This window comes from Streptomonospora salina (genome assembly GCF_014204715.1).
In the GTDB taxonomy this organism is placed as follows: Bacteria; Actinomycetota; Actinomycetes; order Streptosporangiales; family Streptosporangiaceae; genus Streptomonospora; species Streptomonospora salina.
On sequence record NZ_JACHLY010000001.1, the window covers coordinates 3,913,313 to 3,927,518 of the forward strand.

General features: G+C 73.3%; 14 protein-coding genes. 7 read left to right on the top strand and 7 right to left on the bottom strand.

Features of this window, described 5'->3' with window-relative positions; genetic code table 11:
* Nucleotides 1-70: 70 nt before the first annotated feature.
* Entirely contained in the window at nucleotides 71-682 is a 612-nt protein-coding gene (locus tag HNR25_RS17640) for a DUF4352 domain-containing protein (RefSeq protein ID WP_312862599.1), read from the bottom strand.
* 294 nt (nucleotides 683-976) lie between these two features.
* Here HNR25_RS17640 and HNR25_RS17645 point away from each other — a divergent pair, with 294 nt between their 5' ends.
* Nucleotides 977-3,073 (top strand): N-6 DNA methylase, encoded by a 2,097-nt coding sequence (locus HNR25_RS17645; protein ID WP_184636895.1) that lies wholly within the window; start codon nucleotides 977-979, stop codon nucleotides 3,071-3,073.
* Between the two features lie 63 nt (nucleotides 3,074-3,136).
* On the opposite strand, the gene HNR25_RS17650 is transcribed toward HNR25_RS17645, so the two are convergent.
* On the bottom strand, nucleotides 3,137-3,700 hold the full coding sequence (locus HNR25_RS17650) for a TetR/AcrR family transcriptional regulator (RefSeq protein WP_221457672.1): 564 nt from the start codon (nucleotides 3,698-3,700) through the stop codon (nucleotides 3,137-3,139).
* Nucleotides 3,693-4,529, bottom strand: a complete 837-nt coding sequence (locus HNR25_RS17655) for an alpha/beta fold hydrolase (protein ID WP_184636897.1) — start codon at nucleotides 4,527-4,529, stop codon at nucleotides 3,693-3,695. The genes HNR25_RS17650 and HNR25_RS17655 overlap by 8 nt, the downstream gene beginning before the upstream one ends.
* A gap of 439 nt (nucleotides 4,530-4,968) precedes the next feature.
* Here HNR25_RS17655 and HNR25_RS17660 point away from each other — a divergent pair, with 439 nt between their 5' ends.
* The 3 genes from HNR25_RS17660 to HNR25_RS17670 all read left to right on the top strand — a co-directional run bounded on the left by HNR25_RS17660 (nucleotide 4,969) and on the right by HNR25_RS17670 (nucleotide 7,483).
* On the top strand, nucleotides 4,969-5,346 hold the full coding sequence (locus HNR25_RS17660) for a DUF1330 domain-containing protein (protein ID WP_184636899.1): 378 nt from the start codon (nucleotides 4,969-4,971) through the stop codon (nucleotides 5,344-5,346).
* 166 nt (nucleotides 5,347-5,512) lie between these two features.
* Nucleotides 5,513-6,079 carry a hypothetical protein gene (locus tag HNR25_RS17665; protein ID WP_184636901.1) on the top strand — a complete coding sequence of 189 codons (567 nt, stop codon included), beginning with the start codon at nucleotides 5,513-5,515 and terminating at the stop codon, nucleotides 6,077-6,079.
* Nucleotides 6,080-6,478: 399 nt separating this feature from the next.
* Nucleotides 6,479-7,483, top strand: coding sequence for a glycoside hydrolase family 11 protein (locus HNR25_RS17670; protein ID WP_184636903.1), 1,005 nt, complete (start codon nucleotides 6,479-6,481; stop codon nucleotides 7,481-7,483).
* 92 nt (nucleotides 7,484-7,575) lie between these two features.
* Here the strand turns inward: HNR25_RS17670 and HNR25_RS17675 are convergent, their stop codons facing one another.
* Entirely contained in the window at nucleotides 7,576-8,391 is an 816-nt protein-coding gene (locus HNR25_RS17675; RefSeq protein ID WP_221457674.1) for a class I SAM-dependent methyltransferase, read from the bottom strand.
* 297 nt (nucleotides 8,392-8,688) lie between these two features.
* On the opposite strand from HNR25_RS17675, the gene HNR25_RS17680 reads away from it, so the two are divergent.
* Nucleotides 8,689-9,993, top strand: coding sequence for a fatty acid desaturase (locus HNR25_RS17680; RefSeq protein ID WP_184636908.1), 1,305 nt, complete (start codon nucleotides 8,689-8,691; stop codon nucleotides 9,991-9,993).
* A 116-nt stretch (nucleotides 9,994-10,109) separates the two neighbouring features.
* Here the strand turns inward: HNR25_RS17680 and HNR25_RS17685 are convergent, their stop codons facing one another.
* Entirely contained in the window at nucleotides 10,110-10,508 is a 399-nt protein-coding gene (locus tag HNR25_RS17685; protein ID WP_184636910.1) for a VOC family protein, read from the bottom strand.
* A 203-nt stretch (nucleotides 10,509-10,711) separates the two neighbouring features.
* On the opposite strand from HNR25_RS17685, the gene HNR25_RS17690 reads away from it, so the two are divergent.
* Both HNR25_RS17690 and HNR25_RS17695 read left to right on the top strand, forming a co-directional pair.
* On the top strand, nucleotides 10,712-11,437 hold the full coding sequence (locus HNR25_RS17690; protein ID WP_184636912.1) for a response regulator transcription factor: 726 nt from the start codon (nucleotides 10,712-10,714) through the stop codon (nucleotides 11,435-11,437).
* Nucleotides 11,437-12,939, top strand: a complete 1,503-nt coding sequence (locus HNR25_RS17695) for a sensor histidine kinase (protein WP_184636914.1) — start codon at nucleotides 11,437-11,439, stop codon at nucleotides 12,937-12,939. The genes HNR25_RS17690 and HNR25_RS17695 overlap by 1 nt, the downstream gene beginning before the upstream one ends.
* On the opposite strand, the gene HNR25_RS17700 is transcribed toward HNR25_RS17695, so the two are convergent.
* The gene (locus tag HNR25_RS17700) at nucleotides 12,936-13,181 is read right to left on the bottom strand and encodes a hypothetical protein (protein WP_184639737.1); all 246 of its coding nucleotides are present in this window, start codon (nucleotides 13,179-13,181) and stop codon (nucleotides 12,936-12,938) included. The two genes, HNR25_RS17695 and HNR25_RS17700, sit on opposite strands and share 4 nt — an antisense overlap.
* A 273-nt stretch (nucleotides 13,182-13,454) precedes the next feature.
* Nucleotides 13,455-13,613 carry a hypothetical protein gene (locus tag HNR25_RS26030; RefSeq protein ID WP_246463718.1) on the bottom strand — a complete coding sequence of 53 codons (159 nt, stop codon included), beginning with the start codon at nucleotides 13,611-13,613 and terminating at the stop codon, nucleotides 13,455-13,457.
* Nucleotides 13,614-14,206 lie beyond the last annotated feature (593 nt).

A 14,206-nucleotide genomic window follows, 5' to 3' on the forward strand; every position in this document is an offset into this window, starting at 1 on the left:
CGGCGGCGCGGTCGCGGGCGGACGCCGGCGGGGTCAGGGCCGGCGCCCGCTGTCTGCGACCCGGCGCCGGCTACGTCAGGTTCACGACGGCGGGCTCGTCGATGCTGAGGAAACTGCTCAGCTCGATCCGGGTGGGCTGTACATCGGTGGGAATGTCGAAGGCGATTCGGCCCTCGACGGTGTTGCCGGGGTTGATCTCGTTGAGGAACGCGTTCTGATCACCGGTCATGATCGGGGCCTGGGAATCGGCCGAGTACTCGTTGCCGTCGCCGTCGAAGAGCTTCTGGCCCGAAGCGTCGAAGGTGCCGGACTCGTCGCCGACGTTCTCCACGGTGACGTGCACGATCACGTACTGGCCCTGGGGCGTCTCGGTCATGACGCCGGTGTCGTCGGACAGCTCGGTTACGCCGTCCTCGACCTCGGTGACGGTGAAGGCGAACGCGCCGGACTCGACGGTCTCGCCGATTCCGGCGGCGCTCCCGCCGCCGTCACCGCCGTTGCCACTACCGCCGCCGTCACCGCTGCCGTCTCCGGAGTCCTCGGAGCCGCCGCCCGCAAGCACGACGGCAAGCACGATGACGAGCACCAGGACGGCGAGGCCGCCGCAGCCCAGGCAGCCGAACAGCCACCCCTTGCCCTTCTTCTGCGGCGGAGCGGCGGGTGGCGGTTGCTGTTCGTTCACGAGGGATTCTCCTTAGCTCGTCCGGTTCTGCCAAGCTCCGGGCGCCGCCACGGGGGTCCGTGGGCGGTGGCGCACGCGCCGCCTGCCCTTCCGGGGCCGGGGCGGGAGGCCGACGGGCCCGCTGTGCGCGCCGCAGCCGGGCGACGCGGTGCAGGGTGAGCGTCGCCCGGCCTTCCGGATTTCGAAAGCAATGGCAGTAGAGCAATAGTTGAAAACTATGTCAAACGATTGGGTGTGTCCGGGGTGGTGTATAAACTCAGGACAGTCCGTCCGTTCCACCCCGGGTAGGAGCACATGAGTCCGCAGGCCGACGCCCTGGTGACCGCCGCAGAGATCTCCCGCTTGGCCGGCGTCACCCGCGCCACCGTCAGCAACTGGCGCCGTCGCCACACCGATTTCCCCGACCCGGCCGGAGGTACGGAGTCCAGACCCAGCTACGAGCTGGCCGCCGTGCGCACCTGGCTGAAAGAACGCGGCCAGCTGCCCGAAGACTCACCCGCCGACGAGCTGCACAGCGAACTCCGGTCGCGCACCGACCCCGGCCGCACCGCCGCCGCGCTGCTGCCCTGCGTCGTGGCCGCGGCCGGCCGCACCGGCGCGGAGCTGGCGGAACTCGAGAACGGTACCGACACCGGCCTGACGGCCTGGGCGCACAGCGCCGCGGCCGACCCCGCCACCGCGATCCCCGGCGCCGGCCCCCTCCCCGACGACCCCGAGACGCCCGGCCTCCTGCGGACCCTGCTGCGCTGTTTGTCCACCGCCGGAACCGAGGCGGTCCTGGGCGTGGCCGCCGACCACCTCGACCCCGGGCTCGGCAGCGCCCACACCACCCCCGAGCCGCTCGCCGAAACCATGGCCGGACTCCTGGACGACGCACCTCCGGCCGTATTCGACCCCGCCTGCGGCAGCGGCTCTCTGCTCGCCGCGGCCGCCCGCGCCGGCGCCGTACGCCTGCTCGGCCAAGAGCTCCACCCGGGCCCCGCGGCCCTGGCCGCCGCACAGCTGCGGCTGTCGGCACCCGGTGCCGAGGACGTCGCCGTGCGCCTGGGCGACAGCCTGCGCGACGACGCCTTCGCGACCGACACCGCCGACGCCGTACTGTGCGTCCCGCCCTACGGCGATCGCGACTGGGGCCACCGCGAGCTCGCCTACGACCGGCGCTGGCTGTTCGGCCTTCCTCCCAAAGGCGAACCCGAACTCGCCTGGATCCAGCACTGCCTGTCCCACCTCCCGCCCGGCGGTCGCGCGGTCCTGCTGCTGCCGCCGGCGGTCGCCTCCCGCGCCTCCGGTCGCCGCATCCGCGCGGAACTGCTGCGCAGCGGCGCACTGCGCGGCGTCGTCGCCCTGCCGGCGGGCGCCGCCCAGCCCGCCCACATCGGCCTGCACCTGTGGATTCTGCGGCGCCCGGCCGAAACCGACGGCCACACGCCCCCGCCGCTGCTGCTCGCCGACGCTGCCGCCGCCGACCCCGCGGCCGCGGCGGGCTCCGACCGGCCCGCGCTGCACACCGGCGTCTGCCGGACCTGGCGGATCCACCGCGACGGCGGCGACCTCGCCGAGGCGCCCGCGCCCGCCCGCGCCGTGGCCGTCGTCGACCTGCTGGACGACGCCGTCGACCTGACCCCGGCCCGCCACACCGCGCTCGGCGCCACCCCCGCCACCCCTGAGGAGGCGGCGGCCCAAGCGCGCGAAGCGGGGGAGCGCCTGCAGGGCGCCGCCGACCGGTTCGCCCGGCTGAGCGGGCAGGCGGCCTGGTCGGGGCCCGCCGCCGAACCCCGGACCTGGCGCCGCGCGGCCGTGGACGATCTGGTCCGCGGAGGAGCCCTGGAGGTGCTGCGCGCCGGCTCCCCAGCACGCCACAGCGGTGCGGACGGCGATGAGTCCGTGCCCGCAGACGCCGCTGTGCTCACCGAAGAGGACCTCGCCCGGAGCCGCCCCGCCTCCGGCGGCGATACCGACCTGGCGGGGGCGGCCCCTGTGGGGATCCGGCAGGGAGACGTGCTCCTGCCCGAGGTCCTGCGGGGCGCGGGCACGGTTCAGGTACGGGTCGCCGACGCCGCCGACGCCCGCTGCCTGCTGGGGCGCAACATCCTGCTGCTGCGCCCCGACGCCGACCGCTTCGACCCGTGGTTCCTCGCCGGTTTCCTCGCCGACCGCGGGAACGTGCGCGCTTCCACCACCGGCACCTCCGTCGTGCGTATCGACCCGCGCCGGTTGCGGGTCCCGCTGCTGGAGTCCGCCGAGCAGCGGCGCTACGGGGACGCCTTCCGCCACCTGCACACGGTCCGCACCACCGCCCATCACGCCGCCGGCCTCGCCGACGAGACGGCCCGCGCCCTCACCGCCGGCCTCGCCACCGGATTGCTGCAGCCCCCGGAAGACGGAGGGTGAACCCGGGCCGCCGCGCACCGCGGCCGCCGGCGCCACCCGGTGCGGCGACCGCCGGCGGCGGCCTCACCCGGCGCGCAGACCCCGGTCGGCGAAGGCGATGAGCCACTCGAAGCTCTCGTCGACGTCGGCGCTCCACTGGAACCCGTCGGCGGCCTGCAGCGTGGCGAAGCCGTGGCAGAGGCTGCGGAGCATGCGCAGGGCGTGGTCCATGTCGGACTCGTCGATCGCGTAACCGCGCAGGACCGCCGTGAACGCGTCGAGCAGCCGCCGGCCCGCGACGGCCAGCGGATCGTCCGGGGCCGACGGTTCCACGCCGATCGTCGCGGCGTAGCGGCCGGGGTGGGCCACCACGAAGGCGCGGAAGGCGCGTGCCGCGGCCGCCAGGGCGTCGCGGCCCGCGCGGCCCCGGACCGCGCCGCCGACGGCGTCGGCGGCCTCGCTCAGCGCCAGAGCCGCGATGCGCCGGTTGAGGTCGCCCAGGCCGCTGACGTGCTTGTACAGCGACGGGGTGCGCACACCCACCCGCTCGGCCAGCAGCCCCATCGTCACGTCGGCGGGGCCGACCTCGTCGGCGAGGGCGGCCCCGGCCGCGACCACGGCCGCCGGGTCCAGGCCGGCCCTAGGCACGGGCGGCGTCTGAGCGGAGGAAGGCGAGCATGAGCGCAACCACCCGGTCGGGGAACTGGTCGTGCGGGTAGTGCCCGGCGCCCTCGATCATCTCCAGGCGGCCCAGGCCCGGCGGCAGGTCGGCGACGACCGCGGCCCCCTCGGCGTGCGGGTCGGCCCAGTCGGGGTCGAGCGTGCCCATCACGACCAGGACCGGGCAGCCGACGTCGCCGAGCCGGGCGCCGGCGTCGGTCGGGGCGCTGCGGCCCATGCCCTGCACGGCTTTCATCCGTCCGGGTTCGCGCAGCAGGGCGTCGATGCGGTCGAGCCGCTCGGTCCAGTCGGCCGGCTTCGCACCGGGGTAGGCCGTGTCGAGGTAGGAGCGCCACATCCCGACGCTGCCGAACAGGCCCGCGCCGAGCAGCCGCAGCATGCCCCGCCGGAAGCGCTTCACCCGCAGGTCGCCGAGGCGTACCGACTGCTTGCGGGTGAACGGAGCCAGCTCGACGGCCGCGGTGATCAGCGAGGGCTCCTGTGCCGCGGCGATCGTGGCGGCGCCGCCGGAGACCGAGTGGCCGACGAGTACGGCCGGGCCGCCCAGGTGGTGGATCACGGCGAGCAGGTCGCCGGCGATGGCGGTGCGGCTCCAGGCCGGCCAGTCGGTGCTGGAGGCGCCGCAGCCGCGGAGGTCGACGGCGGCGACCCGGTAGCCCGCCGCCACCAGCTGCGGGATCACCCGACGGTAGGCGGCGCGGCTGTCGCCCATGCCGTGGGCGAGGACGATCAGCGGACCGGACCCCGCCACCTCGTACGCGATGGTGCCGTCGTCGACGGCGAGGTACTCGGGCATGGCATCCCCTCAAAGCTAAAGTTGTTAGCCAAAAGCTAAAGGGATTAACCGATCCTGTCAACGGCGGTCAGTGCCCGCCGGCGCCGAAGAGGCGGGCCGCGTCGCCGTGCGGCATCGCGCGCAGCCAGTCCTCGTCCCGCCCCCAGTCCGCCCGCACAGGGCCTGGAGCTGTTCCGGACCGGGGCAGGGGATGTCGGGGAAATCGGCACCGGGCAGGATCCGGTTCCGGAGGTCCGCCAGGCGCGGCGGTTCAGCGGCGGGCCTCCTCCTCGGCTCCACGGCTCCGCCCGCACGCGTCGGGGCGGCCGCTGCGGGGATCCGCGGTGCGTGAATACCAACCGGACGGTATGTACGGTTGATGCGGTGCGCCAGGCGTTTGGCGCCCGTGCCGCTGCGAGCGCCGGCCGCGGGGCCGCAGCACGACGACAAGGAGGCCGTGATGGCAGTCGACCCTTCCGGTGCCGACCTCGCCCGCTTGCTCGACGAGGACCCCGGCGGTCCCGTGGTGATGCTCAACCTGCTGCGGTTCGCCCCGGGCGGACGGCCCGCCTATGAGGAGTACTCGCGCAAGGCGGGCCGCTTCCTGAAGAAGTACGGCGGCGAAGTGCTCTACGCGGGCGACGGCGCCTCGCCCCTGGTGGCCGAGGAAGGCCAGGACTGGGACGCCGTGCTGGTCGTGCGCTATCCCAGCCGCGAGGCGTTCAGCCGGATGGTCTCCGACCCCGAGTACCAGGAGATCACGCATCTGCGGTCGGGCGCGCTCAGCGAGGCCGTGCTCCAGCCGACCGTGCCGTGGGGATCGGGCCGCGGCGACTGACCGCGCGCAGCCGGGCGGCGACGCGGGGGGCGCCACCCGGTAGAGCGGGGAGCGGTCCGACGTTGCGGCCGCCGGTGGCGGGTGCTGTGCTTGGTCCGTTCGCAGGCCCCGGGCCGGAGCGCGCGGTGCGGTACGCGCCGGCGGCCGTGCCGGCCCGGACCGCGGCGTGTTCCGTTCCGCCGCCGACGACGATGGAGACGACGAGATGAGCTCTGCGGGTTCGGCCCCCGACGCACAGCCGGATGCGGCGGGCGGCGCCGAATTCGCCGTCGAACCCGTCGGCGCGTGCGCGACGATGCTGCGGCCGTGCTGCAGCTGGACGGCCTGGGGAGCTGCCTACTACGTGGTGATGGCCGCGTCCGAGGGGGAGCCGTTCGGGTGGCCCCTGCAGGCCCTGGCGCTGTTCGTCGCGGCGGGGATTCTGCGCGGGCTGTACCTGCTCGTGTTCTTCGGCGGCCACGCGCTGCGGATCGACGGTGACGGCGTGGAGCTGGCCACGCGGAGGAGGAGCCGCCGGATCCCCGCCTCCGTCGTGACCGAGCTTTCGTTGAAAACGCCCCACCAGGGGTGGGGATTCTCCTGCGTCGAGGTGGAAACCGTGCGGGACAAGCGCATCGTGCACAGGATCGCCGTGTTCGGCGGCGGGATGACCGACAAGCAGACGGAGTTCGAGAGGGTCGCTCCGCGGCTCGGATTCCGCATGCTCGACCGCCCGTGGACGTGGGCCCGGTGACGACCGCCGCCCGCGGGCGCGCCTCCCGGCGCGTTCCCGTGCGGGCCTACCCGGTGCGCCCCGCACGATGATCCGGAAGCCGTTCGAAACAGTCGGGTAGCCACAGCTGCGGGAGCGCGCGGGATCGGGCCCAGGTGTGCGGCGGGCACGCAGCAACTGCGGTCGAAAGTATTCCGAAACGTTCCGGAAATTATTGACAGCACGGCGTGGCCGCCCGAACACTGTCACTACCGACAGAGCCTTCTCTGTGCACAACCGAGACCGGCCACAGCGGCCCGATCGCTCGGTTGGTCGGCGCAGGCCGCACGGGCCGCCTCGCCGCGCCCTGCAGCGCCGACCCGCGACGGCGGCCGATGCCGCCGTCAGTCCCGTCGTCCTTCACGAGGAGGAAGACCGCAGATGACCACATCCCCCACACGCCCGAGCCGCACTCCCGGCCGAGTCAAGCGCGTCGCCGGCCGCGCCTTCGTCGCCGCGGTAGCGGTCGTCACGGCCTCGACCGTGCTGCCCAGCGGCGCCAGCGCGGCCATCACGTCCAACCAGACCGGCACCCACGACGGCTACTTCTACTCGTTCTGGACCGATTCCGAGGGAACCGTCTCCATGGAGAACGGGTCCGGCGGCAACTACAGCACCTCATGGAGCGACACCGGCAACTTCGTCGCCGGCAAGGGCTGGAGCACCGGCGGGCGCCGCACCGTGGACTACTCCGGAAGCTACAACCCGTCCGGGAACTCCTACCTGACGCTCTACGGGTGGACCACAGACCCGCTCGTGGAGTACTACATCGTGGACAACTGGGGCAGCTACCGTCCCGACGGCGAGTACCAGGGCACCGTCACCAGCGACGGCGGCACCTACGACATCTACCGGACGATGCGCTACGACAAGCCCTCCATCGAAGGCACCGCGACCTTCCCGCAGTACTGGAGCGTCCGACAGAACCGCAGGACCGGCGGAAGCATCACCACCGGCAACCACTTCGACGCCTGGGCCGGCCACGGCATGGACATGGGCAACCACGACTACATGATCATGGCGACCGAGGGCTACGAGAGCAGCGGCAGCTCCGACATCACCGTGGGCACCACCTCCGGAGGCGGAGGCGGCGGCGGTGGCGGCGGCGGTGGCGGTGGCGGTGGAGACTGCACCGCCTCGCTGTCCGGAGGCCAGCAGTGGGACGACCGCTACAACCTCTCCGTCGACGTCAGCGGATCGAGCGACTGGACCGTGACGGTGGACGTGCCCTCGCCCGCCAAGGTCTCGGCGACGTGGAACGTCGACGCCGACTACCCCGACGCCCAGACGCTGGTCGCCACCCCCAACGGAAACGGCGACAACTGGGGCATGACGATCGACCACAACGGCAACTGGAACTGGCCGACCGTGTCGTGCAGCGCCTAGCGGACGACTTCTGAACCCGGCCCGTACCTCCACCCGTGGCGCGGCGGTCTGCGAACCGCCGCGCCACGGCGCGCTCCGCCCCCGCCGTGGCACTACCCGCCGGTTCCGCCCGGATCCGCGGCGCGGACGACCCCCTGCCGCGTCGTGACGGTGAAGGCGCCCTCGGCGGCGATCGCCGCCTCCAACCGCTCGCGGGCGCGGTTCACGGCCGCGTCGAACGGCACCCCGGTCTGGGCGGCCCAGACGCGGTAGGACCCCAGGTGCTCCAGCACCGGAGCCGGATCGCCGGCCGTAATGGTGCCGGTGAGTTCCCGCACGCTGACGTCGGCGAAGTGCTCCTCGATCTGCGCGGCCGCCGTTTCCAGCGGGAAGCGGTCCGACAGGTGCACGGGGCGCGGCCCCTCAGCGGTGCCCAGCACGTCGGCGGCCGCGGCCTGGAAGAGGTCGTCCAGCTCCCGCTTGTCGTCCGCGGCGTTGGTCGAGGCGACCAGGACGCCGCCGGGCTTGAGGACGCGGGCGGCCTCCGCCAGGGCGGCGTCGATGTCGGGCAGGTGGTAGAGCGCGTGCAGCGCCAGTACCGCGTCGACGCTTTCGGTCGTGACCGGAAGCTGCGCGGCGGCCGCGCACAGCACGGGAGGGGGCAGGTCCTCAAGCCGGCCCGGTTCGGCGTCGACCCCGACGACCGTCGCCGCCGGGCGTTCGCTGCGCAGCCGGGCGAGGTGGGTGCCGTCGCCGCAGCCGAGGTCGAGCACGGTGCGGTGGACGTCGGAGAGCGTGCCGGCGACGAGGGCGGGCAGGTCGTGGGACGGCCGCTGAAGATCGTAGAGCGTGGGCCGCGCCGCGGCGCCGCGGCTGTCGCGGTCAGCGGGGAGGCGATCGGTAGTTGCGCGGATCCGGTCGGCGTTCATCACTCCCATCCTGCCGCCGCGGGAACCCGGAGGGAAGCGTCGTCACAGGAGCCGCAGGGCCGGTGCGGGTGTGCCGGCCCGCGGTGTCGCACGGCCGTACGCGGCGGCTGCGGGAACATCTCCCGCTGCGGGTACGTTGCAGTGGACAGGTACACGGCTGAGTTTTTCCAATGCGGACACACCGGCGGGCACCCGGACGGGGCCACTCGTGCCAGGTGCTCCTGGATCGGCGGAGGTTCAGCAAGCCGAGGCCGCGACGACGCGACCCCTTCTCCCCCTCGCCCAGGAGACCCGTATATGCCCCATGGCACAGTGCAACGATGCGACGCCGACACCGGAACCGGAAGCGTCGCCCCCGACGACGGCACCGCCGAAATCTCCTTCCGGACCTCGCCCGAGGCCTGCGCAGGCGGCCGGATCACCGAAGGACGCCGCGTGGCCTACCGGGCCGGTCAGGGCCCCGACGGCCCCGCGGCCGAGGACCTCCGCCCCCTGGACGCCGACGACCGGGCCCTGGAACTCGCGGCCGTCGGCGCCGCCGCCGGCGAGCCGGCCCGCGCGGAGCCGGGCGGATCCCGGCCCGAACGCCGCGGCAGCGACTACGCCGTGCTCTCCCGCGAGGTCAAGGCCGCCGGGCTGCTGAACCGGCGCCCCCTGTCCTACGCGGTGCGCATCGGCGTGAACCTGCTCCTGCTGGCAGCGGGATGGACCGCGTTCGCGCTGATCGGCGCGTCCTGGTGGCAGCTGCTGACGGCCGCGTTCCTCGGGATCGTCTTCACCCAGACCGCGTTCCTCGGTCACGACGCCGGGCACCAGCAGATCTCGTCCTCCAAACGCGTCAACGACTTCATCGGGCGCGTGCACGGCGACCTGCTGGTCGGGCTGAGCTACGGCTGGTGGAACTCCAAGCACAACCGCCATCACGCCCACCCCAACCAGGTCGAGCGCGACCCGGACATCGCCGGCAACGCGATCGCCTTCACCGAGGAGCAGACCCGGGCCCGCACCGGCGTCGGGGTCTGGGTGGCGCGCAGGCAGGCGTGGCTGTTCTTTCCCATGCTGCTGCTGGAAGGGCTCAACCTGCACGTCTCCAGCGTGCGGGCGCTGTTCGGCAGCACCGCCGCCACCCGCGGCACCAAGCTGGCCGAGGCCGTGCTGCTCACCGCGCATCTGGGCGGCTACCTCGCCGCCGTCTTCGTCGTGCTCTCGCCGCTGCAGGCCGTGGCCTTCATCGCCGTTCACCAGGGCCTGTTCGGGCTGTACATGGGATGCTCGTTCGCGCCCAACCACAAGGGCATGCCGATCATCGCCAAGGGCGAGAAGATCGACTTCCTGCGGCGGCAGGTGCTGACCTCGCGCAACATCCGCGGCGGCCGCTTCACCGACGTGGCCCTGGGCGGGTTGAACTACCAGGTCGAACACCACCTGTTCCCTTCGATGCCCCGCTCGGCGCTGCCCCGGGTCCAGCCGATGGTGCGCGAGTTCTGCGCCAGGCACGGCATCGAGTACTACGAGACCGGTCTGGTGGAGTCCTACCGCCAGGTGCTGCGGCACTTGAACACCGTCGGCGGGGGGTCGCTGCGCCCCGACCTGGAGTACTGAGCCGGACCCGGCGCCGCTCGGCCGCGCGCGACCGGGCACGCGGCCGCGCGCACCGCGGATGAGGAGGAGACGGCCCCGGACCGCGGTCCGGGGCGCACCGCCGCCGACCGCGGCGGTCAGCCCCCGCCCCAGCACAGGCAGAACGGGTGGCCGGCCGGGTCGGTGTAGACACGGAACCCGGTTCCGGACTCCGCCCGCAGGCCCTGGTCGACCTCGTGCCGGGAACTCCAGGGCAGCCGGGTCGCGCCCAGAGACAGGGCAGCGGCCTCGGCTTCGTCGATGTCGTCGACCTCGAAGTCCAGGTGGATCTGCATCGCACCGGAGTCGTCGGGCCATACGGGCGGCTCGTAGCGGGGCGAGTGCTGGAAGCTCAACGTCGTGGTCGCGTCGTCGCCGATGTCGAACCAGTCGTCGTCGGCCCGGGTGATCCGCACGCCGAGCAGGTCGGCGTAGAACCGCGCCAAGGCGCGGATGTCGCGTGCCTCCAGCACGACCGTCTGCAGCCGGATGGCCATGCGCTCTCCTTCGTCCGTTCTCCGTCGAACCGTCGCCGCCGATCCTGCCGCACGGGTACGACACGCCACCCGGGGACCGCGCCGAGCCGCCGGGCCCGGTCCCCGGGGCCGACCCCCGCCGAGTGCCTCCAACCTTTTTCTAGCCTTCCGCGTCTACGCTCGCGCCCGGACCGCGCAGGCCACGACCGAGGAGGACGAACGGGATGAGCGAGCGAACCGAGGCGGCGGCCGCCGATCCGGCGACCCGCGTCCTCCTCGTCGAGGACGACCCCAACATCCGGGAACTGCTGACCTCCTCCCTGGAGCTCGGCGGCGACACTCCCCGCGGCGTCGCCGACGCGGACGCCGCCGTGGCGGCCCTCGGCGCGTTCACCCCCGACATCGCCGTGGTCGACGTCATGCTGCCCGGCCGCAGCGGGCTGGATCTGGTCACCGACCTGCGCGGGGTGCTGCCCGACCTCCCGGTGCTGCTGCTGACCGCGCGGGGCGCGGTGGAGGACCGCGTCGCGGGGTTCCGGGCCGGCGCGGACGACTACGTCACCAAACCCTTCAGCCTGGACGAGGTCCTGCTGCGGATGAAAGCCATCCTGCGCCGCACCGGCGGCCGGTCCGAATCCGAGGCGTCGCCGCTGCGCTACGCCGACCTCGAACTCTGCGAGGAAGTCCACGAGGCCCGCCGCGGCGGCACGCCGATCCCCCTGTCGCGCACCGAACTGGCGCTGCTGCGCTACCTGATGGTCAACGCGGGCCACGTCGTCGGCAAGCCCCAGATCCTCGACCGCGTGTGGGGCGGAGGCGCCGACGACACCCGCGTAGTGGAGACCTACATCAGCTACCTGCGCCGCAAGCTCGACTCCGGCCGGGTACCCCTGATCCACACCGTCTGGGGCGTGGGCTACACCCTGCGGCTCAGCGCGCAGGAGCGCTGATGGGGCCGCGCCTCCGGAGTCCGCTGCCCCGAGGGCTGGGGGCCCGGTTGACCACCGTGGTGCTGTGCCTGACGACGGTGTGCCTGGTGGTCTTCGGAAGCGCCGGAACCGCGCTGCTGCACCGCTCCCTGGTGCAGGAGATCGACACCCGCCTGTCGACGATGGCCGGGCCCGCGCCCGGGCCCCCGGAGCCGGAGGAGGACCGCGGCGGTGGCCGCCCGCCGCCCTTCCCCACCGACCTGCGCACACTGACCGTCGGCGCCGACGGCGACGCCGCCGACGTGGTCGGCCGGACCTCCTCCGACGCGTCGATGCCCGACGTCTCCGCCGTGGGCGTGCAGCGGCTGCGGGAACGGGCCGGCCGTCCGTTCACGGTGCCGGGTACCTCCGGCGGCCGGTGGCGCGTGGTCACGTCCGTCCGCGACGACGGAACCGTGTCCGTAGCGGCCCAGTCGCTGACCGGCCTCGAACGGACCCTGCACCGGCTGGTGCTGATCGAAGTCGCGGTCGGGGTCGTCGTTCTGGTGCTGCTGGGGTTCGCGGCGGTGGCCACGGTCCGCTTGGGGCTGCGTCCGCTGCACGGGATCGAGTCCACCGCCCAGGCCATCGCAGGCGGCGATCTGGACCGCAGGATCCCCGACCAGGACCCCGCAACCGAGACCGGCCGCCTGGGAGCCGCGCTGAACGCCATGCTTTCGGGACTGTCGCAGGCCGTGCGGGAGCGCGACCGCTCGGTCGCGGCCACCCGGCGCTTCGTCGCCGACGCCTCCCACGAGCTGCGCACGCCCCTGTCCTCCATCCGCGGATTCGCCGAGCTGTACCGGCAGGGCCGCGCCCAGGGAGTGGTGGCCGAAGACGCCAAAGCCGACCGCTGGATGTCGCGGATCGAGGACGAAGCCGGACGGATGGCCGTCCTCGTGGACGACTTGCTGCTGCTGGCCCGCTTCGACGAGGTGCCGCTGCTGGAACACACCGGCATCGAACTGGCGGAGGTCGCCGAGCACGTGGCCGCGGGGGTGCGGGCGCGCACGCCGCAGGCGCGCGTCGAGGTCGACGCGCCGGCGCCGGTGCACGCCCCGGGAGACGCCGACCGCCTGCGCCAGGTCCTGGAGAACCTGGTCGGCAACGCGGTGGCGCATACGCCGCAGGGGACACCGGTGCGCGTAACCGTGCGGCGGTCGGGCCCCGAACCTCCGGAGGGCGCGGCCTCGGTCGGTGCGCTCGCCGAGGGCACCGCCGAGACCGCCGTCGTGGCCGTCGCCGACGAAGGACCGGGCATCGCCCCGGACCGGCTGGTGCACGTCTTCGACCGGTTCTACCGCGTGGACGAGTCGCGCTCCGGCCGGGGCGCCGGGCTGGGGTTGTCGATCAGCGCGTCGTTCGTCGCCGCCCACGGCGGTGTCGTCGCGGTCGACTCCGTCCGCGGGCAGGGCACCGTGTTCACGGTCGCCCTGCCCGCGGACCGGACCCGTCCGAACGGGGCGGTCGGCGGGGGACCCTAACCGGAGGTGCCCTCGGTGCCCTCGGTGCCCTCGGTGCTCGCGGCGTCGTCCGCCGTCTCCGGGATCGACGCGATCTGCTCGGAGAGCTGCTCGCGGGCCTGGGACGCGTCGTCGCCGCCGGCGGCCTGTGCCTGTGTGGCGGCCTGGTCCAGCAGCGAAGCGGCCGTGCCGCTGTCGACGAGGTCGGCGTACAGGTCGGCGTAGGCGTCCTCGTAGAGCTTCGCGAAGTCCGCGTCGGCCATGAAGCGCACCACCGACAGTGCGCCGACGAGGGCGACGCGCGGGCGATGTTAGAGCCCACCACGAGCATGATCAGGGTGATCAGCGTGGCCAGGCGACGACCATGCTGGCAGCGAACGCCAGGGCCAGGGACAGGGCCACGTCCAGCACGCTGAAGGTACCGGACAGGTCGGTGACGCTGAAGTCGAGATTCATGGCCGGTATCGGTGCTTTCTCACGAGGCCGCGGGTCGGATCGGGTTCACGGACGGTGTGCCGCATCGGGGCGGCGGGTGTTCACAGCTGCCACGGCTGCGGGGCGGTGCGCGGCCGCGACTCGGCGACCGGATCCTCCTCGGGCACGTGGAAGACCGAGCGGGGCGCCTCGCCGAACGCCTCGACGCTCTGGCAGTACTGGGAGATGTGCTGCACCTGCAGGAGGTGCCGGGCGGCCATGTCGGTGACCCGGCGGGGGTGCGTTCGTCGGTCTTGACCTCCATGACCGCGAACCGCAGGCTGACGATGTAGCGGCTCTCGGCCTCGGACCGGATGTCGAAGTCGCGGTCGCGGCAGTACAGGCTCCACACGCCGTAGCCGTTGTCCGCGGCGTTGCGGTCGGCGTCCATGCGCGCGGTGAGCTCGGCGCGGACGTCGCCGACCTGTTCGACGGGGACGAGGTACTTCAGTTCGTAGCGGTTGAAATCGTGCTGCGTGCCGGGTCCGCGCCGGAGCCCGGCGCCGGTGCCGCCGGGGGCGTCGTCGCCGTTCCGGTCCGTCCGGCCGGCGCCTCCTCCGGTCCCGAGGGTCGTCATACGGTCTCCCTCCGTCATCGGTGACTACGCGGTGCACGAAAACCCGCAGAACCGGGAACAAGTCTGGAGATTCCTGGGAAAAATCTGGGGATCGGTGTGTAATCCCAGGTCAGGAGTGCCGAAGGTGCCCGGGTAAGAATGTGATAAGTCCCCTCGGAGGCCGGTTTCGCGTCCGCCGCCGACGGTGCCGCGGTCGGCGGCGGACGCGCGGCGCCCGGCCGCGGGGGGCGGGAGTGC

Bases quoted from the DNA above. Each gene is read 5' to 3' on its own strand.
- HNR25_RS17655 (WP_184636897.1), bottom strand. From the start codon at position 4,529: ATGCCCGAGTACCTCGCCGTCGACGACGGCACCATCGCGTACGAGGTG.
- HNR25_RS17695 (WP_184636914.1), top strand. From the start codon at position 11,437: ATGGGGCCGCGCCTCCGGAGTCCGCTGCCCCGAGGGCTGGGGGCCCGG.
- HNR25_RS17670 (WP_184636903.1), top strand. From the start codon at position 6,479: ATGACCACATCCCCCACACGCCCGAGCCGCACTCCCGGCCGAGTCAAG.
- HNR25_RS17685 (WP_184636910.1), bottom strand. From the start codon at position 10,508: ATGGCCATCCGGCTGCAGACGGTCGTGCTGGAGGCACGCGACATCCGC.
- HNR25_RS17700 (WP_184639737.1), bottom strand. From the start codon at position 13,181: ATGGCCGACGCGGACTTCGCGAAGCTCTACGAGGACGCCTACGCCGAC.
- HNR25_RS17675 (WP_221457674.1), bottom strand. From the start codon at position 8,391: ATGAACGCCGACCGGATCCGCGCAACTACCGATCGCCTCCCCGCTGAC.
- HNR25_RS17680 (WP_184636908.1), top strand. From the start codon at position 8,689: ATGCCCCATGGCACAGTGCAACGATGCGACGCCGACACCGGAACCGGA.
- HNR25_RS17690 (WP_184636912.1), top strand. From the start codon at position 10,712: ATGAGCGAGCGAACCGAGGCGGCGGCCGCCGATCCGGCGACCCGCGTC.
- HNR25_RS17660 (WP_184636899.1), top strand. From the start codon at position 4,969: ATGGCAGTCGACCCTTCCGGTGCCGACCTCGCCCGCTTGCTCGACGAG.
- HNR25_RS26030 (WP_246463718.1), bottom strand. From the start codon at position 13,613: ATGGCCGCCCGGCACCTCCTGCAGGTGCAGCACATCTCCCAGTACTGC.
- HNR25_RS17645 (WP_184636895.1), top strand. From the start codon at position 977: ATGAGTCCGCAGGCCGACGCCCTGGTGACCGCCGCAGAGATCTCCCGC.